This window comes from Lonsdalea britannica (assembly GCF_002111595.1).
In the GTDB taxonomy this organism is placed as follows: Bacteria; Pseudomonadota; Gammaproteobacteria; order Enterobacterales; family Enterobacteriaceae; genus Lonsdalea; species Lonsdalea britannica.
Window position 1 is genome coordinate 88982 of sequence record NZ_LUTN01000009.1, and the last position, 25704, is coordinate 114685.

23 protein-coding genes, 2 pseudogenes and 1 riboswitch are annotated in these 25704 nt (G+C 60.2%); of the genes and pseudogenes, 15 read left to right on the top strand and 10 right to left on the bottom strand.

What is annotated here, in order from left to right; all coding sequences use genetic code 11:
- Window positions 1–30: 30 nt before the first annotated feature.
- Window positions 31–1020 (bottom strand): GTP 3',8-cyclase MoaA, encoded by a 990-nt coding sequence (moaA, locus tag AU509_RS09425; RefSeq protein WP_094118204.1) that lies wholly within the window; start codon window positions 1018–1020, stop codon window positions 31–33.
- Window positions 1008–1153: riboswitch (molybdenum cofactor riboswitch) on the bottom strand. Its footprint overlaps the gene before it by 13 nt.
- 322 nt (window positions 1154–1475) lie before the next feature.
- Between moaA and yvcK the strand changes: the two genes are divergently transcribed.
- From yvcK to AU509_RS09470, 10 genes are all read left to right on the top strand, one after another.
- On the top strand, window positions 1476–2408 hold the full coding sequence (gene yvcK, locus AU509_RS09430; protein WP_085651570.1) for a uridine diphosphate-N-acetylglucosamine-binding protein YvcK: 933 nt from the start codon (window positions 1476–1478) through the stop codon (window positions 2406–2408).
- A 337-nt stretch (window positions 2409–2745) separates the two neighbouring features.
- On the top strand, window positions 2746–3465 hold the full coding sequence (locus AU509_RS09435; protein WP_094118205.1) for a GntR family transcriptional regulator: 720 nt from the start codon (window positions 2746–2748) through the stop codon (window positions 3463–3465).
- On the top strand, window positions 3462–4223 hold the full coding sequence (locus AU509_RS09440) for an ABC transporter ATP-binding protein (RefSeq protein WP_094118206.1): 762 nt from the start codon (window positions 3462–3464) through the stop codon (window positions 4221–4223). Before AU509_RS09435 ends, AU509_RS09440 begins: the two co-directional genes overlap by 4 nt.
- Window position 4224: 1 nt before the next feature.
- Window positions 4225–4617 (top strand): ABC transporter permease, encoded by a 393-nt coding sequence (locus AU509_RS18305; RefSeq protein WP_217809658.1) that lies wholly within the window; start codon window positions 4225–4227, stop codon window positions 4615–4617.
- Entirely contained in the window at window positions 4614–4997 is a 384-nt protein-coding gene (locus AU509_RS18310; protein ID WP_254901554.1) for an ABC transporter permease, read from the top strand. The genes AU509_RS18305 and AU509_RS18310 overlap by 4 nt, the downstream gene beginning before the upstream one ends.
- A gap of 1 nt (window position 4998) precedes the next feature.
- Window positions 4999–5994 carry an ABC transporter substrate-binding protein gene (locus AU509_RS09450; protein WP_244200962.1) on the top strand — a complete coding sequence of 332 codons (996 nt, stop codon included), beginning with the start codon at window positions 4999–5001 and terminating at the stop codon, window positions 5992–5994.
- A gap of 21 nt (window positions 5995–6015) precedes the next feature.
- A complete protein-coding gene (locus tag AU509_RS09455; protein ID WP_094118207.1) occupies window positions 6016–7032 on the top strand; it encodes a quinone oxidoreductase family protein in 1017 nt (338 codons plus the stop codon).
- A 141-nt stretch (window positions 7033–7173) separates the two neighbouring features.
- Window positions 7174–7482 (top strand): PaaI family thioesterase, encoded by a 309-nt coding sequence (locus tag AU509_RS09460; protein ID WP_254901555.1) that lies wholly within the window; start codon window positions 7174–7176, stop codon window positions 7480–7482.
- 10 nt (window positions 7483–7492) lie between these two features.
- A complete protein-coding gene (locus tag AU509_RS09465) occupies window positions 7493–8281 on the top strand; it encodes a VOC family protein (protein WP_094118209.1) in 789 nt (262 codons plus the stop codon).
- A complete protein-coding gene (locus AU509_RS09470; protein ID WP_217809659.1) occupies window positions 8278–9645 on the top strand; it encodes a class I adenylate-forming enzyme family protein in 1368 nt (455 codons plus the stop codon). Before AU509_RS09465 ends, AU509_RS09470 begins: the two co-directional genes overlap by 4 nt.
- Before the next feature lie 133 nt (window positions 9646–9778).
- On the opposite strand, the gene AU509_RS09475 is transcribed toward AU509_RS09470, so the two are convergent.
- The 6 genes and pseudogenes from AU509_RS09475 to bioB all read right to left on the bottom strand — a co-directional run bounded on the left by AU509_RS09475 (window position 9779) and on the right by bioB (window position 16542).
- The gene (locus tag AU509_RS09475) at window positions 9779–10228 is read right to left on the bottom strand and encodes a VOC family protein (RefSeq protein ID WP_094118210.1); all 450 of its coding nucleotides are present in this window, start codon (window positions 10226–10228) and stop codon (window positions 9779–9781) included.
- Between the two features lie 38 nt (window positions 10229–10266).
- Entirely contained in the window at window positions 10267–12279 is a 2013-nt protein-coding gene (gene uvrB / locus AU509_RS09480) for an excinuclease ABC subunit UvrB (RefSeq protein WP_094118211.1), read from the bottom strand.
- A gap of 651 nt (window positions 12280–12930) precedes the next feature.
- The gene (gene bioD, locus AU509_RS09485; protein WP_094118212.1) at window positions 12931–13614 is read right to left on the bottom strand and encodes a dethiobiotin synthase; all 684 of its coding nucleotides are present in this window, start codon (window positions 13612–13614) and stop codon (window positions 12931–12933) included.
- Window positions 13607–14371 (bottom strand): malonyl-ACP O-methyltransferase BioC, encoded by a 765-nt coding sequence (gene bioC / locus AU509_RS09490; RefSeq protein ID WP_094118213.1) that lies wholly within the window; start codon window positions 14369–14371, stop codon window positions 13607–13609. The genes bioD and bioC overlap by 8 nt, the downstream gene beginning before the upstream one ends.
- A pseudogene (gene bioF / locus AU509_RS09495) lies at window positions 14358–15504 on the bottom strand (8-amino-7-oxononanoate synthase). Before bioF ends, bioC begins: the two are co-directional and overlap by 14 nt.
- Window positions 15505–16542 (bottom strand): biotin synthase BioB, encoded by a 1038-nt coding sequence (bioB, locus tag AU509_RS09500; protein ID WP_085651557.1) that lies wholly within the window; start codon window positions 16540–16542, stop codon window positions 15505–15507.
- A gap of 92 nt (window positions 16543–16634) precedes the next feature.
- Here bioB and bioA point away from each other — a divergent pair, with 92 nt between their 5' ends.
- From bioA to AU509_RS09525, 5 genes are all read left to right on the top strand, one after another.
- Window positions 16635–17921 carry an adenosylmethionine--8-amino-7-oxononanoate transaminase gene (gene bioA / locus AU509_RS09505; RefSeq protein ID WP_100053513.1) on the top strand — a complete coding sequence of 429 codons (1287 nt, stop codon included), beginning with the start codon at window positions 16635–16637 and terminating at the stop codon, window positions 17919–17921.
- 123 nt (window positions 17922–18044) lie between these two features.
- Window positions 18045–18458 carry a CidA/LrgA family protein gene (locus tag AU509_RS09510; RefSeq protein WP_085651555.1) on the top strand — a complete coding sequence of 138 codons (414 nt, stop codon included), beginning with the start codon at window positions 18045–18047 and terminating at the stop codon, window positions 18456–18458.
- Entirely contained in the window at window positions 18452–19147 is a 696-nt protein-coding gene (locus tag AU509_RS09515; RefSeq protein ID WP_085651554.1) for a CidB/LrgB family autolysis modulator, read from the top strand. Before AU509_RS09510 ends, AU509_RS09515 begins: the two co-directional genes overlap by 7 nt.
- 177 nt (window positions 19148–19324) lie before the next feature.
- Window positions 19325–20212: a cytidine deaminase gene (cdd, locus tag AU509_RS09520; protein ID WP_085651553.1), complete on the top strand. Its 888-nt coding sequence runs from the start codon at window positions 19325–19327 to the stop codon at window positions 20210–20212.
- Between the two features lie 186 nt (window positions 20213–20398).
- Window positions 20399–22096, top strand: a complete 1698-nt coding sequence (locus AU509_RS09525; RefSeq protein ID WP_094118215.1) for an NAD-dependent malic enzyme — start codon at window positions 20399–20401, stop codon at window positions 22094–22096.
- A gap of 121 nt (window positions 22097–22217) precedes the next feature.
- Here AU509_RS09525 and gsiD read toward each other — a convergent pair whose 3' ends face one another.
- The 3 genes and pseudogenes from gsiD to gsiB all read right to left on the bottom strand — a co-directional run bounded on the left by gsiD (window position 22218) and on the right by gsiB (window position 25679).
- Entirely contained in the window at window positions 22218–23123 is a 906-nt protein-coding gene (gsiD, locus tag AU509_RS09530) for a glutathione ABC transporter permease GsiD (RefSeq protein ID WP_085651551.1), read from the bottom strand.
- Window positions 23124–23131: 8 nt separating this feature from the next.
- On the bottom strand, window positions 23132–24052 hold the full coding sequence (gene gsiC, locus AU509_RS09535; RefSeq protein WP_085651550.1) for a glutathione ABC transporter permease GsiC: 921 nt from the start codon (window positions 24050–24052) through the stop codon (window positions 23132–23134).
- Window positions 24053–24139: 87 nt separating this feature from the next.
- Window positions 24140–25679, bottom strand: a pseudogene (gene gsiB / locus AU509_RS09540) (glutathione ABC transporter substrate-binding protein GsiB).
- Window positions 25680–25704: the final 25 nt, after the last annotated feature.

Here is a 25704-nt window from a genome sequence, read left to right on the forward strand (position 1 = left end):
CCTTACTTCACTTCTATGTTCAACACGGGTTCACCCGCCAATAAAGGACAAGTTGGGCGTGATGCCGCTGTCGCCTTCGTGCAGAAAATGCGTCTCTTTTTTCAGCTTCAGGCCGCCCGCGATGCGATCTTGCAACGCCGCCAACTGGCTATCATCCGCCAACAAATCCCGCAGCGGGATCCCCTGCTCGCCGAACAGGCACAGATGCAGATTGCCTATCGCCGAAACGCGCAGCCGGTTGCAGCTCTGACAGAAGTTTTTTTCGTACGGCATGATCAGCCCCACTTCACCCTGATAGTCGGGGTGAGAGAATGTCTGGGCGGGGCCGTCGCTGCGCTGACGCGCCTGCGGTTGCCAGCCTTGCTGCAAGAGACGTGTGCGGATCGTCTGACCGGAGACATGATGACGACGAAACAGTTCGCGCCCTTCGCCGGTTTCCATCAGTTCGATGAAACGCAGCTGTATCGGGCGCGACTTGATCCAATGAAGAAAGGCGTTGAGGCTGCCGTCGTTGACGTCTCGCATCAACACCGTGTTGATTTTGACCTTGGGGAAGCCTGCGGCGAACGCCGCATCAATACCGGCCATGACTTCGCGAAACTTGTCCTGTCCGGTAATCGCGTGAAATTGCCGGGCGTCGAGGCTGTCTACGCTGACGTTGATATGGGTCAGACCGGCGTCGCGCCAACGCGCCGCCTCACGCGCCAGCCGATAACCATTGGTGGTCACGGCCAACGTTCGGATCGACGGGTTTTCCCGCACCGCCGCGATGATGTCGATAAAGTCGCGGCGCAGCGAGGGTTCGCCTCCCGTGAGCCGCACTTTTTCCGTCCCCATGGAGGCGAACGCCCGGCTGACGCGGCGGATTTCATCCAGCGACAGAAAGCGACGCGGAGTCTTGCCCTGGGGGCGGTAGCCATCGGGCAGACAGTAGGTGCAACGAAAATTGCAGACGTCCGTAATCGACAGGCGCAGGTAGTAGAACTTGCGCGCAAACGCGTCGGTCAGTTGATTCACCATAAACACCTTTCCAAATACGGGAGATGCGGGCATTTCTACCGCGCACCCTGGTGACCGAACAGGCCACGGCCTGAGCACCCTATTACGCGACCGGGCATAACGTAGGCATTCAGGCTAGGAGTTTTGATTTCGCTTCCGCGTGGTGTGACAACGTCAACGAAACCGTGATTTCAGCATAGAGTCTATCGCCAATATTGGCGACGAGTCACTGAAAATACGGTGTATATATCTGTATATAGCGGATTTTTCTTTTATTCCGATGGCATGGCTCGCCCCGGCAAAACTCGGCCTGGTCGTTCCCCACAGTGTCTGCCCCGAGCGTGTGGCAAGTCGCGCGCCGCACCGTTAAGCCCCGCTTTTTCAGCACAATTTTCCTTGTGCGTGATGCGCGACCGGCGGGCAGTGTGATATATATCCGCTACGTTTTTTTATTTATTTAATTAGGTGAGGCATCTATGCGTAATCTCACGTTGACCGATCTCCAGCGCGTGGTGGCTTTGGGAGGTGGACACGGTCTGGGGCGCGTAATGTCTTCACTTTCTTTTCTCGGCTCACGCCTGACCGGCATCGTCACCACCACGGATAACGGCGGATCGACCGGCCGCATCCGTCGCTCCGAAGGCGGCATCGCCTGGGGCGATACGCGCAACTGCCTAAATCAGCTGATCACCACGCCTAGCGCGGCCTCCGCCATGTTCGAATACCGCTTCGGCGGCAGCGGCGAACTGGCCGGGCACAATCTGGGCAATCTGATGCTCAAGGCGCTGGACAATCTCAGCGTCCGCCCGCTGGAGGCGATTAATCTCATCCGCAATTTGCTACAGATTGACGCCGAACTGATCCCGATGTCCGAGCAATCCGCCGACCTGCTGGCGACGGACGCGCAGGGCCTTCCGGTCTATGGCGAAGTCGCCGTCGATCAGCTGGCGACATTGCCGCAGGATCTGCGCCTGTTTCCCGCCGTGACCGCCACGCGCGAAGCGCTGGACGCCATCGCCAACGCCGATCTGCTGCTTATCGGCCCCGGCAGTTTCCTGACCAGCCTGATGCCCTTGCTGCTGCTGGAAGATCTGACCGTCGCCCTCTACCACAGCAGCGCGCCGATGGTCTATATCGCCAATCTGGATCAGGAGCTCAGCCCGGCGGCTTCGCAGCTCACCACCTCACATCAGATAGAAATGATTGAAGCCAAAGTGGGTCGACGGATTATCGACGCGGTGATCCTCGGTCCGCAGATGAACACGGATGCCCTCTCAGATCGCCTGCTGATCCAGCAACCGTTGGCGGCGGCTGACGTCCCCCACCACCACGACCGTCAATTGCTGCGCGAGGCTATCGCCCACACGCAGGAACAGCTGGCGTTAAACCTTCATCGTCAAACCGCCTGACCCTGTTTTCCGAACCGATTTACCCCTACGCAGACACTTTTGGATAAGGTTGCCGTCATCTCGACGGTGACCGTTTTGCCGCCCTGAATGTTATCCCCTTCACCGTCATGTTTGCCCCGTCAACGCGCCCTCAGCCGCCGCGATGACAGGATGATTGCACGCGTCCTGTTGATTCCGAACGGGTCTTTGTCTGGGCTGCTCAGTTAAGACCTTATGTGCATATCTATCGCCATATTTCTTGGTGGTGGTTCTCTTTTCTGCTTCATAGACTGGCCCTCAATTAAGCGTCCCAACCCCGCTCTGTGAGCAGCTCACAGCGTCCATTGAGGATCTCCAGATGGTGATATCGCAGGCCAAAGACAGCGCACCGCAATCTCAGGCCGACAGCGCGTGGGAACGTATTCGTCGCGATGTCCTGTGCTGCAAGCTGCTACCGGGGGCCATGATCACCGAACAGGCGTTGATGGAACGCTACGATATCGGCAAAAGCACCTGTCGGGTGGCGCTGGCGCGGCTGTGCCATGAAAACCTGATCCGTTCCCGTCCGCGCAAGGGGTATCAGATTGCGCCGGTCACGGTGCAGGACGTCGAGGAAATCTTCACCATCCGCGCTCAGCTGGAACCGCTGGCCGCGCGTCTGGCGGTGGGCCGGGTCGATCTCGATGAACTGCGCCGTCTGGAGGCCGCCTGCCGGGAGGAGATCAGCGCGCCGCTTTCCCGGCAAATCGACGTCTTCATGAACGCCAATAAACGCTTTCATCTGACCATCGCCCAGGCCTCCGGCAACCATCATCTGATCGCCATGCTGTCGAGCCTGATGGACGAAATGGCGCGGCTGGTGGCGCTGGGCTTCAACGTGCAGGGCACCAAGCCGGAAATCAAACACGACCACAATGCGATGATCGAGGCATTCAGTCAGGGCGATGCCAAGCGGGTAGAGCTAATCGCCCGCCGCCATATCGAAACCTTTCAGACGATGACGTTGGAAAAAGTCTACGCCACGCTGAGCCGCGACGGCGCATTGCTGCCCATTCTTGAACGGAGACTTCAGCCATGAGTTTCCAACCGCACGACACCCCGTTTGCATTTCCGCTAGAAGCGCGAGGCATTGATAAAACCTTCGGCGCGCTCCCGGTGCTGCGCAACGTCTCCCTGACGCTCGGTCAGGGAGAAATTCTGGCGCTGCTCGGCCCGTCCGGCTGCGGGAAAAGCACCCTGCTCAACATCTTGTCCGGGCTGGAAGACGCCGATCAGGGGACGCTGATGATTCAGGGCGAACCCGCCGCGCACTTCCGGCACTGGCAGCGCATCGGCTATCTGTTTCAGGAAGATCGCCTGTTGCCGTGGCGCACCGTACAGCAGAACGTGAATTTCGGTCTGGAGACACTGCGGCTCAGTCCGACCGAACGGCGACGTCGAGTGACTGAGGCACTGGAATTGGTGGGGCTGTCCGCCTTCGCTCGCTACTGGCCTTATCAGCTCTCCGGCGGAATGCGCAGCCGGGTCGCGCTGGCGCGCAGTCTGGTGACGCAGCCGGAGATCCTGCTGATGGACGAACCCTTCTCCAAACTGGACCCGCAAACGCGCAGCACCATGCACGACGAAATCCTGCGCATCCAGCGTCTGACCGGAATGGCTATCGTGCTGGTCACGCACGAAGTCGAAGAGGCCGTCGTGCTGGCGAACCGGGTGATGATATTCAAACCCAATCCCGGCCGCGTTCATCACATCCAGCACATTGAGTTCGCGCGCCCGCGTCTGCCGACCAGTCAGGCGGTCAGCGAACAGGTTCGTCTGCTGCGGATGGAGGTCTGACATGACGCGCTCACGTTCGCTGTCCACGCTGATCTTACAGCGCGTCACTCTACTGGCGATTTTCCTGCTGGCGTGGTGGTTATTGGCGCTGCGGATGCCCGCCTTCATCTTGCCGGGGCCGGAAAAAACCGCGCAGGCGCTGGCCATGCTTTGGCGTAGCGGCACGCTGCTGGAGGACGTCGGCATCACGCTGTCGCGCGTGGCGTTGGGCTTTGCTTTCGCGACGCTGGTCGGTACGCCGTTGGGCTTAGCGCTCGGCGCGAGTCGGCGTCTGGCGCAGTTTTTCGAGCCGCTGCTGGCGGTGTTCAACAGCGTCTCTTCGGCCATCTGGCGATCTTCGCCATTATCTGGTTCGGCATCTCCAACGCGACGACGGTGTTCGTGGTGTTCATGACCGCGATGCCGCTGATCCTGACCAACGTCTGGCAGGGCGCGCAAACGGTGGAGTCGCAGTATCTCGAACTGGCGCGCAGCTTCCGCATGAACCGCTGGCAGACGCTGCTGAAAATCTACCTGCCGACGATCCTGCCCTACTTCTTCTCCGGCGCGCGACTGGCCTTTGGCTTCGGCTGGCGCGTCTCGCTGGTGGCCGAAACGCTGGGCGCGTCCAACGGCATCGGCTATCGCCTGCGACAGGCGGGCGATCTGGTTCAAACCGATCAGGTCTTCGCCTGGACGGTACTTCTGGTCTCTCTCATGCTGCTGCTAGAGGGGGGAATTCTTAAACCGCTGGAACGGCGTTTGTTCCGCTGGAAAAAACTGACCCGGGAATAACATGATGAAAATAAAAGTGGTTGCGGCCCTGATGGTCGCGGGGACGCTGTTCGCCCATGCCGCCTCGGCGGCGGAGAAAGTCCGCATCGGCTACTGGACCAGCGGCGTCAGCCTCGGGTACGGCGCCGTGCTGGAAAGCACCGAGTTTCTGGCGCGTCACGGCATCGACGCCGAATTCATTCACTTTCCCGACGTCAACGCGCCGGTGAAGGCGCTGGCCTCCGGCTCTATCGATCTGGCCTTTGGCGCCCCGCTGGCCGGAATCTTCAGTACTGCCGCCGAGGGCGTGCCGGTGAAGATTTTCGCCGCCACGCAGCCCGCCGACGTCCAGTTTGTCGTCCCGCAGGACTCTCCCATCACCTCGTTGGCGCAGTTGAAAGGCAAAAAGATCGGCATGTCGCCTGCCGGCTCCTCGGTCGCAGTGATCGCCAGCGCCATCCTTAACCGCAACTATGGCATCAAGCCCGCGGACTTCTCGCTGGTCGGGGGCAACGAATCACGGCTGGCGCAGTTCCTCTCGCAGAAGCAGGTAGACGCCGCCGCGCTGCGTTCGGTCACCATCGGACAGCTGGACGATCTGCACACCCGACCGCTCGGCAGCTTCGCAGACGAGTGGCGGAAAATTACGCACAGCGATGCGGTCCCCTACATCGGCGTGGGCGCCGTGCGCAGCGAATTTATCGAACAGCATCCCGACGCCGTGGCCCGCGTGATTGCTTCGCTACGCGATACGCTGAGCTGGGGTCAGGACCATCCGCAACAGGTGGTGCAACTGCTGCAAACCCACGCCAATCTCCCCCGCAAAGACGCCGAAGTCTATGTCGGCCGTTGGCAGAGCATGAACCGCCTGTCGTTTGAACCGGCGGATATCGACACGCTGAAACTGCAGCACAAGGTGTTCCTCGACAGTGGCGCCATCAAAGGCACGCTGAACGACAACCTGTTTGTGACCGGTCCGTATCAGCAGTCAAAAACCATCGCCCCTCAGGCCAACTAACCGCCCGACAGGAGACTTTTCGTGAGCAAAAATATGAAAGCGCTGGTGCTGACACAGCACGGCGATCTCGACCAGCTACAGGTCGTTGACACGCATCCGCGGCCGACGCCGCAACCCGGCCACGTCGTGCTGCGCGTGGGCGCCTCGTCATTCAACTATCACGACGTCTTCACCGTGATAGGCATGCCCGGAATCACTATTCCACTGCCCGTGGTTCCGGGTCTGGATTTGGCGGGCACCCTCGTCGACATCGGCGACGGCGTCGACGGCTGGCGCATCGGAGACCGCGTGCTGGTCAATCCGCTCAAGCCCGATGTCGGGCTGATGGGCGAAATGATTGACGGCGGTATGGCCGAGTATGCGCTGGCCGACGCCGCCCAGCTCATCGCCCTGCCCGACAGCGTCAGCTTCGCTCAGGCAGCGGCCTTACCGGTCGCCTACGGCACCGCCCATCGCATGCTGATCACCCACCACACGATCAAGTCGGGCGACCGCGTGCTGATCCTTGGCGCCAGCGGCGGCGTCGGTTCCGCCTGCGTGGTGCTGGCGAAACGACTCGGCGCGGAGGTCATCGCCTGCGTGGGCAGCGATGAAAAAGGCGGAGCGCTGCGGGCCTTGGGTGCCGATCACATCGTCAACTACCGGGAAACGGACTTCTCGCGCTGGGCCATCGCCACCTTCGGCAAGCCCCAACGACGCACCTATGAAGGCGGCGTGGACGTGGTCATCAATTTCACCGGCGGGGACACCTGGCGTCCATCGCTGCGCTGCCTGAAACGCGGCGGCCTGCTGCTGGTCTGCGGCGCGACCGCCGGATACGACCCGCAGGAGGATTTACGCTACGTGTGGAGCTTCGAGCTGAACATCAAAGGCTCCAACAGCTTCTACCAGGAAGATTTGGTCTCCCTCCTCGATCAGGTGGCGCGCGGTGAAATCGACCCGCTGATTGACCGCATTATCCCGCTGGAACAGGCAGCGGAAGGGCTGAGGCTGATCCGCGATCGCGAAGTCCTCGGCAAGGTTATCGTGACGCCCTGAGGGCAATTCTCCGACTAAAAAGGTAAAGCCCATGACGCAGTCTCTACACCCTTAGATATCGCCGACGTTCAGGCCCGCCTGCTGGCAGGCCCTTATCATCAGTGGCTGGGCCTGAGCGTTGTCGCCGTCGGCGACGGCGAGATTGAGCTCACCGCACGCTGGCGTGAAGAGTGGGTCGTTAATCCGGCGGGCGGCTACACCCACGGCGGCATCCTCGCCGCCCTCATCGACCTCACCGCCGACTGGGCGCTGGTGGCCTTTACCGGCCACGGCGTGCCCACCCTGAACCTGCACGTGGACTATCACCGTCCGGCACGTGGCGATCTGCGCGCCCGGGGTCGGGTGATCAAACTCGGCAAACAGGTTTCCTGCGCGGAAGCCGAGCTGTTTGACGCCGAGGGACGTCTGGTCGCCAGCGGCCGCGGCCTCTATTCAACGGCGACCGCGTGAGGCACGATCAATGACGCTCTCTCTGGACCATGTGGTGCTTAATGCCCGATTCGACACCGACCGGGCCGCGACCCTCCTGCAACAGCTGGGCTTTACGCTCACGCCGCGCGGTCGCCACTCGTTGGGATCGATCAATCATCTCATCATGTTCGAGGGTCACTATCTGGAGATCCTCGGCCTGCCGCCGGACGAAGCGCCTCGGCGACGGGAGCTGCTGGATGGGCCGGGCGGTCTGGACGGGCTGGTGTTCGGCAGTCAGGACATCGACGCGAGCGTCGACCAGCTACAGACGGCGGGATTCGCCACCCAGCCGGTCAGCCACTTCTCACGCCCCGTCACGTTGGACGGACAGGCGCTGGCGGCGCGTTTCAGCACCGTGTATCTCGCCGCAGGCAGCTTCAGCGCCGGGCGCATCTATTTCTGCCAGCACCATACGCCGGAGCTGGTCTGGCGCGATCCGTGGCTACGGCATCCGAACGGCGTCACGCGCATCGGCCAGTTGACCGTGGTGGGCCGCGATCCGGACGCGCTGGCGCAGCAGTATCGGGGGCTGGGCGCGCTGACGCCGTCATTCTCGCTGGCGTTTCTCCCTCATGACGCCTTTGCGCAACGCTATCCCTCGCTGATCGCCCTCGACGACGCGCGAGACAGCCAGTTCGCGGCGCTTCGTTTTCACGGCGGCGACCGTCCGCAAATCGCTGAAAACGCGCGGGCGCTCGGCTTGCCGGTCAGCGAACGGCCCGAACAACTGGTCGTCGCGCTCCCGATGTTCAACCACCTACTTGAGTTTCTGCCATGACCGCTCGTAACCTCGGCGTACTGGACACCAATCTACGCAACAGCCCGTTGACGGCGCTCATCGCCCCGCAGGATGAAGGGCCCGCCCTCACCTACCGCTATGAGCAGCTCAATCAACAGGCCGATGCGATCGGTCGCGCGCTGCTGGCGCGTGGATTCGAACCGGGCTGTCGGGTGGCGATTCTGGGACTGAATTCCATACCCTATATCACCGCGCTGCTCGGCATCCTGCGCGCCGGGCTGGTGGCGGTCCCGATCAACATCAAGCTGCCGACCAACACCCTGCACGCGATTGTGCGAGACAGCGGCGCCGTGCTGGCCTTCGCCGACGAGGCGCAGCGACACCGTCTCCCGCCCGCGCTGCCGTACGTCTCTTTCAGCGATGACGCATGGCACGCGTTTGCCGACCCCGGACCGTTGACGCCGTATCAGGCGCGTCCGCAGGATCTGGCGCTGCTGCTGTATACCTCCGGCTCCAGCGGGATGCCCAAAGGCGTGCGTCTGACGCACGACAGCCACCGGTGGGTCGTCCAGACGCGCCGCGACGCAGGCGAACTTGAGGGGGAACGGCTGCTGATCGCCGCGCCGTTTTACCATATGAATGCGCTGGCGTTGATCCTGTTATCGCTGGCAAGCGGCGTCAGCGCGGTGATCCTGCCGCAGTTCACCGCCCCGGCCTACATTCGCGCCATTCATGACTTTCGCTGTAGCTGGCTGACCGCCGTGCCGCCGATGATCGCCATGATGCTGCACGAGAAAGCCCTGTTGGCGAGCAGCGACATGACCTGCGTGCGCGTGGTGCGAATGGGATCGGCGCCGGTCAGCGCCAGCCTGCTGACGCAAATTCGTCGTTTACTGCCCACCGCCCGCATCATCAACGCCTACGGAACAACCGAAGGCGGTCCGGTGGTTTTCGGCCCGCCTCCCGACGGGCTGGAACCGCCCCCGCTGGCGACCGGCTATCCGCATCCGGAAGTGCAGCTGCGATTGAGAGATGCGCATGGAACGCTGTCGGACTACGGCGTACTGGAGATCAACAGCCCCGCGCTGATGCAGGGTTATCACCAGCGGCCGGACATTCCCCCACCGTTCACGCCGGATGGCTTCTACCGCACCGGCGACATATTTCGGCGCGACGAGGCGGGGTTCTACACCTTTGTGGGTCGTCACGACGATATGTTTGTCTGCGGAGGGGAAAATATCTACCCGAGCGAGGTGGAGCAACTGCTGGAACGCCACCCGGACGTACAACAAGCCTGCGTGGTGCCGGTGGACGATGAGATCAAGGGCGCCAAGCCGGTCGCCTGGGTGATTTTACGTCCGGGACGGCAGTCTGACGAAGAGACGCTCAAGCGTTTGCGCTGACGCACGGCGCGGCCTACCTGCATCCCCGCCGCATCTGGCTGCTCGACCGTTTTCCGCTGGCGGGCACCAATAAGATTGACCGCAGCGCGCTGAAGGCGGAGGCCGCCCGGCGCATGCGGGACGACTCGCCGCGCTAGCGTTGCGTATCGTCAGGCTGACACAGCCACGGCGTCACGGTGAGTCCCACTAAAATCCCCTCGGGACTCAGGAATCGCGTCACCCGTTGCTGCCAGGGTTCCAGCCGGTTTTCCACCAGCAGTGAAATGCCCTGCTGTTTGAGGCGCTGTGTGGCCTCGGCGAGATCGCTCACCTCGAACTCCAGCCAGCTCTGGGGAACCGGATACTGTTCCGGCCAACGCTCGTCGCCGAAGCAAGACTCACTGGCCTGCGCCAACGGCCAGAGGGCAAAGTGCTTCGCCCCATCCAGCGCATCGGTGAGCAAATAGTCCGGGTTGTCGGGATAGGGTTTTAGAGGGAGCTGCAACATATCGACGTAAAACGCGGCGCTGTCCGGTGCCGACGTCGTGATCGGGCCAAAGCCCGCGATAAACAGCACATCGATACCTGACGTTAACGTATCCATCGCGGGTCCTTTTGATCGTCTAGGTCATCATGCCGCCATTACGAGGCGGCGATAAACTGCGCCCGCAGCGCCTGAACCTCGTCGCGCAGGTTGGCGGCGTCCTCGAATTCCAGATTCTGCGCATGTTTCAACATTTGCGCTTCCAACTGGGCGATCTTTTGCTCCAGCGCCTTCGGGGTCAGCAGTGCGTAACTCGCATCCGGCTCGGCGGCCTGACGGCCACGGCCCTTGCCCTTGTGGTTCGGCGACTGGCCGATTTGCAGAATATCGCCGATTTTCTTGTTGAGCTTCTGCGGCACGATGCCGTGCTGTTCGTTGTGCTCCTGCTGTTTCTCTCTACGACGCTGCGTTTCCGAGATCGCACGCTCCATCGACGGGGTGATCTTGTCGCCGTAAAGAATGGCTTTACCGTTCAGGTTACGCGCGGCACGTCCGATGGTCTGAATTAATGAGCGCTCGGAACGCAGGAAGCCTTCTTTATCCGCATCCAGGATCGCCACCAGCGAGACCTCCGGCATATCCAACCCTTCTCGCAACAGGTTGATCCCGACCAGCACGTCGAACTCGCCGAGTCGCAGGTCGCGGATGATTTCCACCCGCTCAACCGTATCGATATCCGAGTGCAGGTAGCGGACACGCTCGCCGTGCTCCTCCAGATATTCCGTCAGGTCTTCCGCCATCCGCTTGGTCAGCGTCGTGACCAGCACGCGCTCGTTGATGGCGACGCGCTTGCGGATTTCCGACAGCAGATCGTCCACCTGCGTGGACACCGGCCGCACTTCGATGATCGGGTCCAATAAACCGGTGGGACGCACGACTTGATCGATAACTTCGCCGCCAGACTTCTCCAGTTCGTACTTGCCCGGCGTCGCCGACACATAGATGCTCTGCGGCGCGAGCGCCTCAAACTCCTCAAACTTCATCGGTCGGTTGTCCAGCGCCGACGGCAGACGGAAACCGTACTCGACCAGCGTTTCCTTGCGCGCCCGGTCGCCGCGATACATCCCGCCCAGCTGCGGAATTGTGACGTGGGATTCATCGATCACCAGCAGGCCGTCCGCCGGCAGGTAGTCGAACAGCGTCGGCGGCGGCTCGCCCGGGCCGCGACCGGACAGATAGCGGGAGTAGTTTTCGATGCCGGAGCAGTAGCCCAGCTCGTTCATCATCTCCAGATCGAACGTAGTGCGCTGCATAATGCGCTGCTCTTCCAGCAGCTTGTTATTGGCGAGCAGGATTTTGCGACGGTCGCCCAGCTCGTCCTTAATCTCTTCCATCGCCTGCAGAATACGCTCGCGCGGCGTGACGTAGTGCGTCTTGGGATAGATGGTAAAACGCGGCACGTTGCTGATGATCTGCCCGGTCAGGGAATCAAACAGCGACAGCCGTTCCACTTCGTCGTCAAACAGCTCCACGCGGAGCGCCACGTCGTCCGATTCCGCCGGATAGATGTCGATGACATCGCCGCGTACCCGAAAGGTACCGCGCTGGAAAGCCTGATCGTTACGGGCATACTGCAATTCCGCCAATCGACGCAGGATATCCCGCTGCCCGATCAACATGCCCTGAGACAGGTGCAATATCATTTTCAGATACAGCGCCTTGTCACCCAGACCATAGATTGCCGAGACGGAGGCCACCACCACGACATCGCGACGCTCCAGCAGCGCTTTGGTCGCGGAAAGACGCATCTGTTCGATATGCTCGTTCACCGAGGCATCTTTCTCGATGAAAGTGTCAGAACTCGGTACGTAGGCTTCCGGTTGGTAGTAGTCGTAGTAGGAGACGAAATATTCCACCGCGTTCTCCGGGAAGAACTCTTTCATTTCGCCATACAGCTGCGCCGCCAGGGTTTTATTGGGCGCCAGCACCATCGTGGGCCGGTTGAGGTCGGCGATGACGTTAGCCACCGTGAAGGTCTTGCCTGAACCGGTAACGCCCAGCAGCGTCTGGTGTGCCAGACCGTCTTCCAGACCTTCCTTTAGCCTGCGAATGGCTTCCGGCTGGTCGCCTGCAGGTTTGTAGGCGGAATGCAGTTTAAATTCTTTACTCATGAGCTGGGCTACCTGATTGGAGAAGATGAAAGAAACGACGGTCGGTCACGAAGTCGACTTCCTCAGTATGGAAAGCGATCGGGTTGAATGCCAGCCACATGATACTGGATATAACCCCAGCCTCAAGTTTTGTGTGCCGCGATAGCATATTGCGATGGCCTTAGCCAGCGCGAAAATGCATCTTATCCCCAGCTGTCACCGCAGTGACATTAAAATGTATTGAACGTTGACCGGAATTTACACAACTCGCCAGCGGCGCGAGAAATGACGCTTGATTTTAATTAAGCTATTGATTTTTATTACATTGACCAAAAAGCCGAGAATACCGTCAACCTGAGCAAAACCCGCGCCAGCTCTCGTCTGGATGCGTTTTTCTAATCCTCATACACACGGTTATCCACAGAAATGGTGGATAACTCCCACAAGAGCCCGGTGGTCCTGAGTTGGAGATAGAGACCCGAACTCACTGTATGGGGATGCAACCATTTTTTTAAACTTTATTTTCTGACGTAATGATGATCCGGCGAGGCGAAAAAAGGCGCTTGTGTGTTGATTAACGTCAAAAAAACCACCCAAAATCACCCTGAAAAAGTTTTTTTCAAGATGCTTTTTCCTATCAATTTTTAGCACCTTTAGTCTTTTCGTCGCCGATTACGTGCTGAGCGCAGCCAGGTTCAGATACTGCCCCAAGTTCTGCCCCGGCTCAGGATCGGTCAAATGCGGAATTTCACCCAGCATCGGCGCAGGAATCTGCTGCTGAAGCGACTGCAAATAAGCCTGATGACGGTTGCCGGGCGGAGCGACGTCATTGGCTATCCATCCCGCCAGCGTTAGCCCGGCCTGTTGCACAGCCTGCGCGGTGAGCATGGCGTGATTGATGCAGCCCAGCTTGACGCCAACGACCAGAATGACCGGCAGTTGCTCCTGCACGACCCAGTCCGCATACGTCTGATACGGCGAAAGCGGCGTGAACCATCCGCCAGCGCCTTCCACTAACACCCACTCCGAACGGGCCGTCAACGCGCGTAGCCCCGCGCTGAGCGCGTCGAATTCGATCGGGCGCCCTTCGTCTGCGCTGACGATATGCGGCGATGTCGGCTCGGCGAAAGCCAGCGGGTTGACCTCGTCATAGGCCATCGTCAGCCGACTGTTGGCCTGTAGCCACAATGCATCTCGATTGCGCAGCCCGTCAGGCGTCATGTCGCAGCCGGAGGCCACAGGCTTGTAACCCGCGGTGAGATACCCGTCGCGTCCGGCCGCCTGTAACAGCGCGGCGCTGGCGACCGTTTTGCCCACGTCGGTGTCCGTGCCGGTCACGAACCAGCGCTTAGTCATGTTCAATCACTCCCAACATCCGTTGATAAGTCAGAGGGTAACCTTGCGGCTCACGCGGATAGACCTCCGCCAGCGCCCGCAGCCGTTCCCGATTAATGGCTCGGGAAGAGCGTCCTTCGTGCAGCCAGGTCGCGCCGACGCCCTTCAGCGAGCGCATCAGGCTCAGCACATCGGGGAAATAGCAGGTGATCGGCGCGCTGACCAACCGATGGCGATAGGGCTGGCAGGCCGCTTCAATCTCCGGCACCGTCAAGAAACGATTGACCCGACGCGATCCATCCAGACGTTGCCATGCGCTTTCCAGCTCCGTCAGCGTGCCTTGCGCCAGCGTACAGAAGGCGATAGCGCCGCCAGGACGCGTCACGCGATGCAGCTCGCCCAGCCCGCGCGACAGGTCGTCGCACCACTGGATCGCCAGATTGCTGAAGCACAGGTCCACGCTCGCCGTCGGTAACGGCAGATGTTCGATGTCGCCCAAGACATAGTGGGTCGCCGACGCCTGCTGTCGCGCTTCCGCCAACATCTGCGACGACAGGTCCAGCGCGGTAACGCGTTTGCACTGCGCCTGCCAGCGGCGGCTGAAATAGCCCGTCCCGCAGCCCGCGTCCAGCAATTCCACCCCGGCGTGACCATCCAGCAGCGACATCAGCCGCTCCCCGCTATCGCGCTGTAGCTCGGAAAAGCGGTCGTAGTGGGTGGCGGCGCGGCCAAACGCCCGCGCGATCGCCCGCTTATGGGGGGACTCAGCCTGCGTCATGCAACACCTCCAGCAGCCGGTCGATGTCCTGCGGCGTATGACTCGCGGTCAAGGTGATACGCAGACGAGAGGTGCCCGGCGGCACCGTCGGCGGCCGCATCGCGCCGACCCACAGCCCCTGATCGCGCAACGTCTGGGACAGCGCCAGCGTGTGGTGATTGTCGCCGACGATCAGCGGTTGGATCGCGCTCTGGGACGTTTGCAGTTGATAGGCCAACCCGGCGGCACCGTGACGAAAGTGGGCGATGTTGTCCGTCAGACGCTGCCGCAGGTCGTCGCCATGACGCACGACGTCCAGCGCCGCACTCAGCGCGCAGGCCTGAGCGGGCGGCATTGAGGTGCTATAGATGAGGTGGCGGGCGAACTGCGTCAGATACTCCGCGACGTCGTGGCGACACAGCACCGCCGCGCCGCTGGCGCCGAACGCTTTACCGAAGGTGACGATTAGCAGCTCAGGCTGAATGCCTGATTCCAGCAGCTGCCGCGCCCCTCCTCGCCCACTACGCCGATACCATGCGCATCGTCCACCATCAGCCACGCGCCGTGCTGACGGCTCGCCGCCTGCAGTTCAGGCAGCGGCGCCGCATCCCCATCCATGCTGAAGATGCCTTCCGTCACCGCCAGCGTCTGGCCGTCGCACGGCGAGCGCAACAGACGCTCCAGCCCCTCCGGCTGATTGTGCGGGAAGCGGCGTAACGTCGCGGGCGACAGCGCGGCGGCCTCCAGCAGCGACGCATGGCTCAGCTTGTCCGCCAGGATGCGATCCCCGGCTTCCGCCAGCGCGGCGATCACGGCCTGATTGGCGGCATAGCCGGAGATAAACAACAGCGCGCGATCGTAGCCGAGCCAGTCCGCCAGCTGCTGCTCCAGCGCTTCGTGCGCGACGCTGTAGCCGGTCACATGTCCCGAACCGCCGCTGCCTACGCCAAAACGCTCAGCGCCCTGCTGCCACGCGCGCACTATCGCGGGATGCTGGCTGATGCGAGATAATCGTTACTGGAAAAATTAAGGTAGCCGTGACCATTGCGTTCCAGCCAACGCCCGCCGCCGCATTCATTCACCTGACGCTGGCGGTAGGCTCCCTCCTCGCGCCGCTGCGTCAGCGCTCGTTCGATTCGTTGCTGCCAGCCCATTCAGACCGCCGCGTTGTAGAACTGCTCGGTGTCGGCGTTCATCAACTGCTCGGTCAGATGCTGTTGCTGCTGATTGTCGCCGTACTCGGTGCTGGTCTGCTGCGGGTTCAGTCCCAGCTTGCGGAACAGCTGCAAATCTTTGTCTTCTTTCGGGTTCGGGGTGGTCAACAGTTTGCAGCCGTAGAAAATCGAGTTCGCCCCGGCCATGAAGCACATGGCCTGCGTCTGCTCGCTCATCTGCTCGCGCCCGGCGGACAGACGGACGTGCGATGTCGGCATCATGATGCGGGCGACGGCGATGGTGCGGACGAAATCAAACGGATCGACATCATCGTTTTCCGCCAGCGGCGTGCCTTTGACTTTGACCAGCATGTTGATCGGCACACTTTCCGGCGGTGTCGGCAGATTAGCCAGCTGCACCAGCAGACCGGCGCGGTCGCGTACCGTTTCGCCCAGACCGATGATCCCGCCGGAACAGACTTTGATCCCCGCTTCGCGCACTTTGCCGAGCGTATCCAGACGCTCCTGATAAGTCCGGGTCGTGATGATGCTGCCGTAGAATTCCGGCGAGGTGTCGAGGTTATGGTTGTAAAAATCCAGCCCCGCTTCCGCCAGTCGCTCCGCCTGATCGCCCTGCAACGTCCCCAGCGTCATGCAGGTTTCCATGCCCAGCTCTTTCACGCCGCGCACCATCTCTTCCAGATAGGGCATGTCGCGCTCATGCGGGTTTTTCCAGGCGGCCCCCATACAGAAACGGGTCGAGCCCGCCGCCTTGGCCTGACGGGCCGAGGTCATCACCTGCTCCACCTGCATCAGACGTTCGGTTTCGATGCCGGTGCGATAACGGGAACTCTGGGGGCAATATTTGCAGTCTTCGGGGCAGGCGCCGGTCTTGATCGACAGCAGCGTGCTGACCTGAACCTGGCGCGGATCGAAATGCTGCCGGTGAACGGTCTGCGCCTCATACATCAGCTCCAGAAAGGGCTTATTAAACAGGTCTTGCGCCTGTTCCAACGTCCATTGAACACGTTCTGACATCACTACAACTCCGGGTGAAAAAGATTTCGTCAGTGTAATTTATGCGGATATACTGTCAACCAAATTGAAACAGATTTAGTTGACAAGTTATGATCACTCCAGACGATCTCCAGTTTGACCAACGCCATATCTGGCACCCTTACACGTCCATGACCCACCCCCTGCCCTGCTATCCGGTGAGCGCCGCGCACGGTGTCGAACTCCAGTTGGAGGATGGCCGCACGCTGGTGGACGGCATGTCCTCCTGGTGGGCCGCGATCCACGGCTATAACCATCCCCGCATCAATCAGGCCGTCACGGAACAGCTGGGCCACATGTCCCACGTCATGTTCGGCGGCATCACCCATGCGCCCGCCATCGACCTGTGTCGTCGGCTGGTGGCGATGACGCCGGACGCGCTGGAGTGCGTGTTTCTGGCGGATTCCGGTTCGGTGGCGGTCGAGGTCGCCATGAAGATGGCGTTGCAGTATTGGCAGGCGCAGGGACAGTCGCGTCGCCAGTTTGTCACGCTGCGTCACGGCTATCACGGCGATACGCTGGGCGCGATGTCGGTGTGCGATCCGCAAAATTCGATGCACAGCCTCTATCAGGGGTATCTGCCGCCGCACCTGTTCGCCGATGCCCCGCAGTGTCGTTTTGACGATATCTGGCAAGAAGAGGATGCCGATTCACTGGTCGCGCTCATCGAAAAGCAGACGGACAGCATCGCAGCCGTCATTCTGGAGCCTATCGTGCAGGGCGCAGGCGGCATGCGGTTCTACCATCCCGAATATCTGCGTCGGGTACGCCAGCTGTGTGACCAGTACGGAATTCCGCTGATCGCCGATGAGATCGCCACCGGCTTCGGCCGCACCGGCAAGCTGTTCGCCTGCGAACATGCGGGCATCACGCCGGACATTCTTTGTCTCGGTAAGGCGCTGACCGGCGGCTATATGACGCTGTCGGCGACGCTCGCCACCCGGCATATCGCCGACACCATCAGCGACGGCGACGCGGGCTGCTTCATGCACGGTCCCACTTTTATGGGCAACCCGCTTGCCTGCGCCGCCGCTAACGCCAGCCTGGCGCTGCTAGAGGAAGGGAACTGGTCGTCCCAGGTGCCCGCCATCGAAGCGCAGCTGCGCGCCGCGCTACTACCGCTGCTAGCCTCTCCGCGCGTGGCCGACGTCCGCGTGCTCGGCGCCATCGGCGTGGTGGAAACCGTCGCGCCGGTGAATATGGCGCGGCTGCAGCGCTTTTTTGTTAACAAAGGTGTCTGGATACGCCCCTTCGGTAAACTGATCTATCTCATGCCGCCGTATATTATTTCAGCAGAGGCGTTATCCCGACTGACGGATGCCATCGCCGAAGCCTTATCGCAGAGTGAATTGTTCGACTAAATCCGCTTTTCTTGGTGAAAATACAGCGGTTTCTACATTGTGGGAAACGGTGCTGCGCAACCCGTAGCACCGGCTTTCGGTTAGCGCTATCATAAATCCCCTCAGTTAATCAGGAATCCTCCCATGCGTAATACGATCACACTCTGCTGGCAGTATTTACGCGCTTTCGTATTGATTTACCTGTGCCTTTACGCAGGCAATACGATATCCGCGTTACTGCCTATCACTATCCCCGGCAGCATCATTGGCATGCTGATCCTTTTCGCCCTGCTCTCTTCGCAAATCCTTCCCGCCGACTGGGTCCGACCCGGTTGTCACCTGCTGATCCGCTATATGGCTTTGCTGTTCGTCCCCATTGGCGTCGGCGTGATGAGCTATTTCGATCTGTTGCGCAGCCAGTTTGGTCCTATCGTCGTCTCGTGTTTGATCAGTACGCTGGTTGTGATGGTGGTGGTCGGTTACTGCACTCAGATCATGCACAGGGAAAGAACGCTGCCGGGAGCGACGCAGGCAACTAAGGAAAAAGAGCAATGCTGACCTATTTATGGTGGTCCTTGCCGCTGACGCTGCTGGTGTTTTTCGGCGCGCGCCGGGTGGCGATAAAACTGAACATGCCGCTGCTGAATCCGTTGCTGGTGTCCATGCTCATCATCATTCCCGTTCTGCTGCTGCTGCGTATCCCCTACGAACACTATTTCAAAGGCAGCGAGGTGCTGAACAACCTGTTGCAGCCCGCCGTGGTTGCGCTGGCGTTCCCGCTGTATGAACAAATTCATCAAATTCGCGCCCGGTGGAAATCCATTATCACAGTCTGCTTTGTCGGCAGCCTGACCGCTATCGTCAGCGGCACGCTGGTGGCGTTGTGGCTGGGCGCGACGCCGGAAATCGCCGCGTCGGTCCTGCCCAAATCCGTGACCACCCCCATCGCGATGGCGGTCGCCAGCTCGATAGGCGGCATCCCCGCGATCAGCGCCGTCTGCGTGATCTTCGTCGGCATTCTCGGCGCGGTGATGGGCCATGCGCTGCTCAACCGCCTGAAGATTACAGTGAAGTCGGCGCGCGGGCTGTCGATGGGCACCGCGTCCCACGCGCTGGGCACCGCCCGCTGCGCGGAAGTCGACTTTCAGGAAGGCGCGTTCAGTTCGCTGGCATTGGTGATCTGCGGCATTATGACGTCGCTGCTCGCGCCGTTCGTCTTCCCGCTATTGCTGCTGATGGCGCACTAAGGACAGGAGCGCTCTCCGCCTTGCACGGATGAGCGCTCGCGCATGTCATATTTTGATCAAAAATGGCGCTCAACTTTTCATTCGATTTCATGTCATTGTGCTAAAGATCACATTTAAGCGATTCAACTTCGGCTGTCCGCTATGCTTGAAAAAAGAACAATGAAAAGGGGGACGTCAATGCAATCACGGTTTCACGCCGCACTCAACCCGCTGCCCGAGGCAATAAAGGCGGTACTCACCCCAATACTCAATCGGGGAGATTTCGCCGCCTGGCTGTCTGCCGCTGACGTTGGACGCCTTTGTCTCGCCGGTCAGGTCGATGAGGCTCAGCTCGCGCTGATGCTGCTTCCGCTGGCAGCGGCCTGCGCCCATGCGCCCATCTCGCATTTTCAGGTCGGTGCGGTCGCTCAGGGCGCCAGCGGCAACCTCTACTTCGGCGCCAACATGGAGTTCCCCGGCCTGCCCTTGCAACAAAGCGTGCATGCGGAGCAAAGCGCCATCACTCATGCCTGGCTGCGTCATGAACGCGCGCTGCGTACGCTGACCGTCAACTATTCACCCTGCGGGCACTGTCGCCAGTTCATCAACGAACTGAACTCGGCGACGACGCTCACTATCAGCTTGCCCGAACGCACGCCTCAGTCCCTCTCCCATTATCTGCCCGACGCCTTCGGCCCGCGCGATCTGAATGTCGCCACGCTGCTGATGGACCAGGTTCATCATGGGTTGAGAGTCTACAGCGAGGATACGTTGGTGCAGGCCGCGCTGGCGGCGGCCAATCGGAGTCACGCGCCCTATACCGAAGCCTATAGCGGCGTCGCCTTGCAAACTCACTCCGGGGCGATTTACACCGGCTGCTACGCGGAAAATGCGGCCTTCAACCCCAGCCTCCCGCCGCTACAGGCGGCGCTGAATCTGATGAATCTGTCAGGGGAAAAAATCAGCGATTTACGGCATGCGGTGCTGGTCGAGCAGAAGCAGGCCGTCATCAGTCAATGGAGCGCGACACAGTCGATGCTGGGGGCATTGGGAGATGTTGATTTACGGTACGTTGTTATTGCGTGATTGTTGCCCAATGCCAAACAGGGTGTGAGCTTGCTCACTTTTTAGTTGAATGCAAGCCATATGTAATTATTTTAATTAACATTGCCTGTACATATTCACTGGGTTCTTTAAGATTTTAAAGACACTTCGTTTCGTAGCTGCACCAGAACCCATTTCTGTTACCCCTAAAAAAAAGAGCTAAAAGTCATGGAATTAGAATACGAAAGCAAACGCCCCCTCTACATACCTTATGCTGGCCCTATCCTTCTCGAATTTCCGTTACTGAACAAAGGCAGCGCCTTCACCGAAGAAGAGCGATCGCACTTCAACCTGACCGGTCTGCTGCCGGAAGCGGTTGAAACCATAGAGGAACAGGCCGAACGCGCCTGGCGCCAATATGAAGGTTTCAAGAACGATATCGAAAAACACGTGTATCTGCGCAATATTCAGGATACCAACGAAACCCTGTTCTACCGACTGCTGCAAGGGCATCTGAGCGAAATGATGCCCATCATCTATACCCCGACCGTCGGCGAAGCTTGCGAACACTTCTCCGATATCTATCGTCGCGCGCGCGGCCTGTTCATCTCCTACCCGAACCGTGAACACATCGACGATATGCTCCAGAACGCCACCAAACAAAACGTCAAAGTCATCGTGGTGACCGACGGCGAGCGTATTCTGGGCCTCGGCGATCAGGGCATCGGCGGTATGGGCATTCCTATCGGCAAGCTGTCGCTGTACACCGCCTGCGGCGGCATCAGCCCGGCTTACACCCTGCCGGTGGTATTGGACGCCGGAACCAACAACCAGCAGCTGCTGAACGACCCGCTGTACATGGGCTGGCGTCACCCGCGCATTTCCGGCGACGAATACTACGCCTTTGTGGACGAATTCATTCAGGCGGTAAAACGCCGCTGGCCGAACGTTCTGCTGCAATTCGAAGACTTCGCGCAGGGCAATGCCATGCCGCTGCTGAACCGCTATCGCGACGAAATCTGTAGCTTTAACGACGACATTCAGGGCACCGCCGCCGTGGCGCTGGGCAGCCTGATTGCCGCCAGCCGCGCCGCCGGCAGCCAGCTGCGTGACCAGACCGTCGCCTTCCTCGGGGCCGGTTCCGCCGGGTGTGGTATCGCCGAACAGATCATCGCCCAGATGGTGGCCGAAGGACTGACCGATGAAGAAGCCCGCTCTCGCGTCTTCATGGTCGACCGTTTCGGTCTGCTGACCGACAAACTGCCGAACCTGCTTAACTTCCAAAGCCCGCTGGTACAGAAGAGCGAGAGAATCGCGCATTGGGACGTCAGCAGCGATGCCATTTCTCTGCTGGAAGTGATGCAGAACGCCAAGCCGACCGTGCTCATCGGCGTCTCCGGCCAGCCGGGTCTGTTTACGGAAGAGATCATCCGTGAAATGAACAGCAACTGCGCCCGTCCTATCATCATGCCGCTGTCTAACCCGACGTCACGCGTGGAAGCGCGTCCGGAAGATATCTTTAACTGGACCGACGGCACCGCGCTGGTTGCGACCGGTAGCCCGTTCGCGCCGGTGACGCATAAAGGCGAGATTTACCCGATTGCCCAGTGCAACAACTCCTATATCTTCCCAGGGATCGGTCTGGGCGTACTGGCCTGCGGCGCGCGTCGCATCACCGACGGTATGCTGATGGCGGCCAGTCGCGCGCTGGCCGACTGTTCGCCGCTGGCGAACGACGGTAAAGGCGGCCTGCTGCCAGAGATCGAGAAAATTCAGGAAGTGTCGCACCACATTGCGCTGGAAGTCGCCAAAATGGCGCAAGAAGATGGCGTCGCGGAAGTCACCTCTGAAGAAGCGCTGATCAAGGCGATCGAGCACAACTTCTGGCAGCCGCAGTACCGTACCTACAAACGTACCTCGTTCTGATGTCGTCCGTCCGCGTCGCCTTCGCCGCGCGGACTTTATGTATGAAAAACGCCGCGTCCTGTTCGACGCGGCGTTTTTGTTTTCCTACGAGCCAGTCTGAGGCAGACCGGTGAAAAGACGACTAGGACTTGAGCTTGTGATCCAGCGCATCGCGCAGTCCATCGCCCAACAGGTTGAAAGCCAGCACCGTCAGAAAGATCGCCAGGCTGGGGAAAATCGCCACGTGCGGCGCCAATACCATATCCGAACGCGCCTCGTTGAGCATCGCGCCCCACTCCGGCATCGGCGGCTGCGCGCCCAGCCCCAGAAACGACAGGCTTGCGGCGGTGATAATCGACATCCCGATGCGCATGGTGAAATACACCACGATGGATGACACGGTGCCAGGCAGAATATGGCGCAGCACGATGGTCCAGTCGGATGCCCCAATGCTGCGCGCCGATTCAATAAATGTCTGATGTTTCAATACCAGCGTGTTACTGCGGACCAGACGGGCAAAGGCCGGAATGCTGAAAATCGCTACCGCCACCACCACGTTGGCCATGCCGCTGCCCATAATCGCCACGACGGCAATCGCCAGCAGGATCCCCGGAAACGCGAACAACACGTCGCAGATACGCATAATGATGCGGTCCCACATCCCTTCGTAGTAGCCAGCCAAGAGCCCCAGCGCCGTGCCGATCGCCATACCAATCAAAACGGAACACACGCCGGAAACCAACGATATCCGCGCGCCCAGCAGGATGCGGCTGAAAATATCCCGCCCCAACGAATCCACGCCCAGCCAGTGCAGCGCCGACGGCCCCTCATTCAGGCGGTCGTAGTCGAAGTAGTTTTCCGCGTCGAAAGGCGCCAGATACGGGGCAAATACCGCCACCAGCACCAGCAGCACGACAAACAGGCCCGCGACCAGCGCGACCCGCTGTTGGCAGAAGCGCCGCCAGAACTCCCGCAGCGGCGTCCGATTTGTCCGCGCCGTCGCCGTCGGCATCGCCGCCATCGCGGCATTACGTCGCCAGTTTTTCATCGTGTTCCTCACTGATAACGAATAGACGGATTGATGGCCGCATACAACATATCCACCAACAGATTGATGAGAATAAACTCCAGCGAAAACAGCAGCACCTCCGCCTGAATCACGGGGTAATCGCGCATTTCCACGGCGTCCACGAGCAAGCGGCCCAGCCCCGGCCAGTTGAACACTTTTTCCACCACAATAGAGCCGCCCAGCAAGAAGCCGAACTGCAACCCCATCATCGTCACCACCGGGATCAGCGCATTGCGCAGCCCGTGCTTAACGATGACCAGCGACTCCCTCACCCCTTTGGCGCGGGCGGTGCGCATATAGTCTTCCTGCATCACCTCGACGAAAGACGCGCGGCTAAAGCGGGCCATCACCGCCGCCACCGCCGCACCCAGCGTGATGGACGGCAGAATATAGTGCCGCCAGCTGTCGGCCCCAACGGTCGGCAACCAGCCCAATTGCACCGAAAAAACCTGCATTAGCAGCATACCCAGCGCGAAGGCAGGAAAAGAGAGGCCCGACACCGCCAGCGTCATGCCGACCCGATCCGGCCAGCGGTTGCGCCACACGGCCGAAACGATCCCCATGCTCATGCCAAACAGCGTGGCCCAGACCATGCTGCATACCGTCAGCCAAAACGTGGGCATGAAACGAGTGGCGATCTCTTCGGTCACCGGCCGTTTGGAGACCATTGAATGGCCAAAATCGCCCTGCAAGACATTCCCCATGAAATGCAAAAACTGCTGCGGTAGCGGCCGGTCTAGCCCCAGCTCCTGACGTACCATCTGCACCACTTCGGCATCCGCATCTTGTCCGGCCACCAGACGCGCGGGATCGCCCGGCAGCAGGTGAACAAACAGGAACACCAGCACCATGACGATGAATAAGGTTGGGATCAGTCCCAGTAAACGTTTGAGAAAATAATTCAGCATTGACGCCTTTCCACATACGGTATTTCGCCGACCGGCCCATACGCCGGACGGAAAAGCCGCCGGACGGAAGCCGGCGGCTCAGGTTGGTTACTCAGTCAGGTCGGCATTATCAAAGCTGAACGACGTGTCCGGCATCATGTAGAAGCCGGTCAGTTTCTTGCTATTGGCTGACACCAGTTTTTCCGTCACCAGGAACGCCCAGGGCGCATCCGCCCAAATTTTGTCCTGTGCATCGGCGTAGAGTTTTTGCTTCTCGGCGCGATCCGTCGTTTTCAACGCATTCGCCAGATCGGCGTCCACCGCCGGATTGCTGTAGAACGCCGTATTAAACTGCGCGGGAGGCCAGGCGGCGGTCGAGAACAGCGGCTTAGCGCCCAGTCGGCTTCACCAGTGGAAGCGGACCAGCCGGTATAGAACATTCTTACCCCGCTCTCCTTCACGCCTTTGCCTTCGACTTCAGCAGCGCGCTGTCCGGCGTCCATCGCCGTTACCTGCACCTTGATGCCTACCTGCGCCAGCTGCTGCTGGGTGAACTGCAACACTTTCTGCGCTGTGCTGTGGTTATGTGAAGACCATAACGTGGTGGTGAAACCGTTCGGATAACCGGCTTCTTTGAGCAACTCGCGCGCTTTGGCCGGATCGTACGGCCACGGCTTGTACTGCACCGCGTAGTCAATACCGGCGGGCAGCGGACCTTCGGACGGCACCGCGTAGCCCGAGAACGCGACCTTAATGAGCGCATCCTTGTTGATGGCGTAGTTGATCGCCTGACGGACCTTCGGGTTGTCGAACGGCTTCTGCGTCACATTGAAGCTGATGTAGCGATGCAGGATCGACGGCGACGCCACCAGCGAGATAGCCTTGTCGTTTTCCAGCAGCTTGGCCTGCTCGAATGGGATCGGATAAGCGAACTGCGCCTCGCCGGTCTTCAACAGCGCCGCGCGCGTATTGTTATCGACGATCGGACGCCAGGTGATGCTGTCCAACTTAGGCAGGCCGGACTGCCAGTAACCGGCGAATTTTTCCACCTTCACAAAGTCGGTCTGATTCCAGGTCACAAAGCGATAAGGCCCTGTTCCGACCGGGTGGAAGCCGATCTCTTTGCCGTACTGTTTCAGCGCCGCCGGTGAGATGATGACCGCCGCCGGATGCGCCAGATTGTTGACGAACGCGGAGAACGGCGTTTTCAACGTAATTTTCACCGTCAGCGGATCGACCACCTCCGTGCTGGCGATAGACTTAAACAGGTTGTAACGCTTGAGGTGGTTGTTCGGGTTGCTGGCGCGATCGAAGTTGATTTTCACCGCTTCAGCGTTGAAATCGGTGCCGTCGTGGAATTTCACGCCCGGCCGTAATTTGATGGTATACACGGTGCCGTCGGGGCTGGCCTGGTAGCTTTCCGCCAGCACGTTCGTCAGCTTCATGTCCTTATCAAAGCCGAACAGCCCTGATAGAACGATTTAGCCACCGTCTGAGACAGCGTGTCGTTAGCGTCATAAGGATCGAGCGTCGTGAAGTTGGAGGCGACGGCGATCACCGCATCCTTCGCCGCCCATACCGGCGCTGCGGTCATCGAAGCCGCGATGCCCACGGCCAACAGCCAGTGAGGCGTCTTAACTGTTTTCATGTTGTGCATTCTCCTTGTGTTCCCT

Excerpts from the sequence above, each read along its gene's own strand:
- AU509_RS18305 (WP_217809658.1), top strand. The coding sequence starts at position 4,225 with ATGACGCGCTCACGTTCGCTGTCCACGCTGATCTTACAGCGCGTCACT.
- AU509_RS09465 (WP_094118209.1), top strand. The coding sequence starts at position 7,493 with ATGACGCTCTCTCTGGACCATGTGGTGCTTAATGCCCGATTCGACACC.
- yvcK (WP_085651570.1), top strand. The coding sequence starts at position 1,476 with ATGCGTAATCTCACGTTGACCGATCTCCAGCGCGTGGTGGCTTTGGGA.
- AU509_RS09470 (WP_217809659.1), top strand. The coding sequence starts at position 8,278 with ATGACCGCTCGTAACCTCGGCGTACTGGACACCAATCTACGCAACAGC.
- bioB (WP_085651557.1), bottom strand. The coding sequence starts at position 16,542 with ATGTCAGAACGTGTTCAATGGACGTTGGAACAGGCGCAAGACCTGTTT.
- AU509_RS09475 (WP_094118210.1), bottom strand. The coding sequence starts at position 10,228 with ATGGATACGTTAACGTCAGGTATCGATGTGCTGTTTATCGCGGGCTTT.
- AU509_RS09435 (WP_094118205.1), top strand. The coding sequence starts at position 2,746 with ATGGTGATATCGCAGGCCAAAGACAGCGCACCGCAATCTCAGGCCGAC.
- bioD (WP_094118212.1), bottom strand. The coding sequence starts at position 13,614 with ATGACTAAGCGCTGGTTCGTGACCGGCACGGACACCGACGTGGGCAAA.
- uvrB (WP_094118211.1), bottom strand. The coding sequence starts at position 12,279 with ATGAGTAAAGAATTTAAACTGCATTCCGCCTACAAACCTGCAGGCGAC.
- AU509_RS09450 (WP_244200962.1), top strand. The coding sequence starts at position 4,999 with ATGATGAAAATAAAAGTGGTTGCGGCCCTGATGGTCGCGGGGACGCTG.
- AU509_RS09515 (WP_085651554.1), top strand. The coding sequence starts at position 18,452 with ATGCTGACCTATTTATGGTGGTCCTTGCCGCTGACGCTGCTGGTGTTT.
- cdd (WP_085651553.1), top strand. The coding sequence starts at position 19,325 with ATGCAATCACGGTTTCACGCCGCACTCAACCCGCTGCCCGAGGCAATA.
- moaA (WP_094118204.1), bottom strand. The coding sequence starts at position 1,020 with ATGGTGAATCAACTGACCGACGCGTTTGCGCGCAAGTTCTACTACCTG.
- bioC (WP_094118213.1), bottom strand. The coding sequence starts at position 14,371 with ATGACGCAGGCTGAGTCCCCCCATAAGCGGGCGATCGCGCGGGCGTTT.
- AU509_RS09510 (WP_085651555.1), top strand. The coding sequence starts at position 18,045 with ATGCGTAATACGATCACACTCTGCTGGCAGTATTTACGCGCTTTCGTA.
- AU509_RS09525 (WP_094118215.1), top strand. The coding sequence starts at position 20,399 with ATGGAATTAGAATACGAAAGCAAACGCCCCCTCTACATACCTTATGCT.
- gsiC (WP_085651550.1), bottom strand. The coding sequence starts at position 24,052 with ATGCTGAATTATTTTCTCAAACGTTTACTGGGACTGATCCCAACCTTA.
- gsiD (WP_085651551.1), bottom strand. The coding sequence starts at position 23,123 with ATGAAAAACTGGCGACGTAATGCCGCGATGGCGGCGATGCCGACGGCG.
- AU509_RS18310 (WP_254901554.1), top strand. The coding sequence starts at position 4,614 with ATGACCGCGATGCCGCTGATCCTGACCAACGTCTGGCAGGGCGCGCAA.
- AU509_RS09440 (WP_094118206.1), top strand. The coding sequence starts at position 3,462 with ATGAGTTTCCAACCGCACGACACCCCGTTTGCATTTCCGCTAGAAGCG.